Here is a 233-nt window from a genome sequence, read left to right as displayed (position 1 = left end):
AGATAGAATTGGTACTGGCGATATTATTTTTTCTGACTTTAGACTTTTAAATAACGATGGTCGACTTGTAAATGATTTTATATCTGAAGAATATGCAAAATTTACTATTGCTATTTTTTTCAATAAAAAAATTAATTTAGAAGGATTAGAAGTTGGTTCTGTAATTAAAGATTATAAAGAGGTTAAAATAGTAGATATTTATTCTGATGAAATAGGGGTTAATTTTCAGTCGA

At 24.9% G+C, this 233-nt stretch carries 1 protein-coding gene; it reads left to right on the top strand.

All coding sequences use genetic code 11. The features are described from left to right. A partial coding sequence (locus ACY2RW_RS16460; protein ID WP_490123799.1) for a hypothetical protein occupies window positions 1-233 on the top strand: 233 nt, incomplete at both ends.

Source organism: Polaribacter sp. 2305UL8-11 (assembly GCF_058147165.1).
This window is presented reverse-complemented; position numbering and strand designations above follow the sequence as displayed.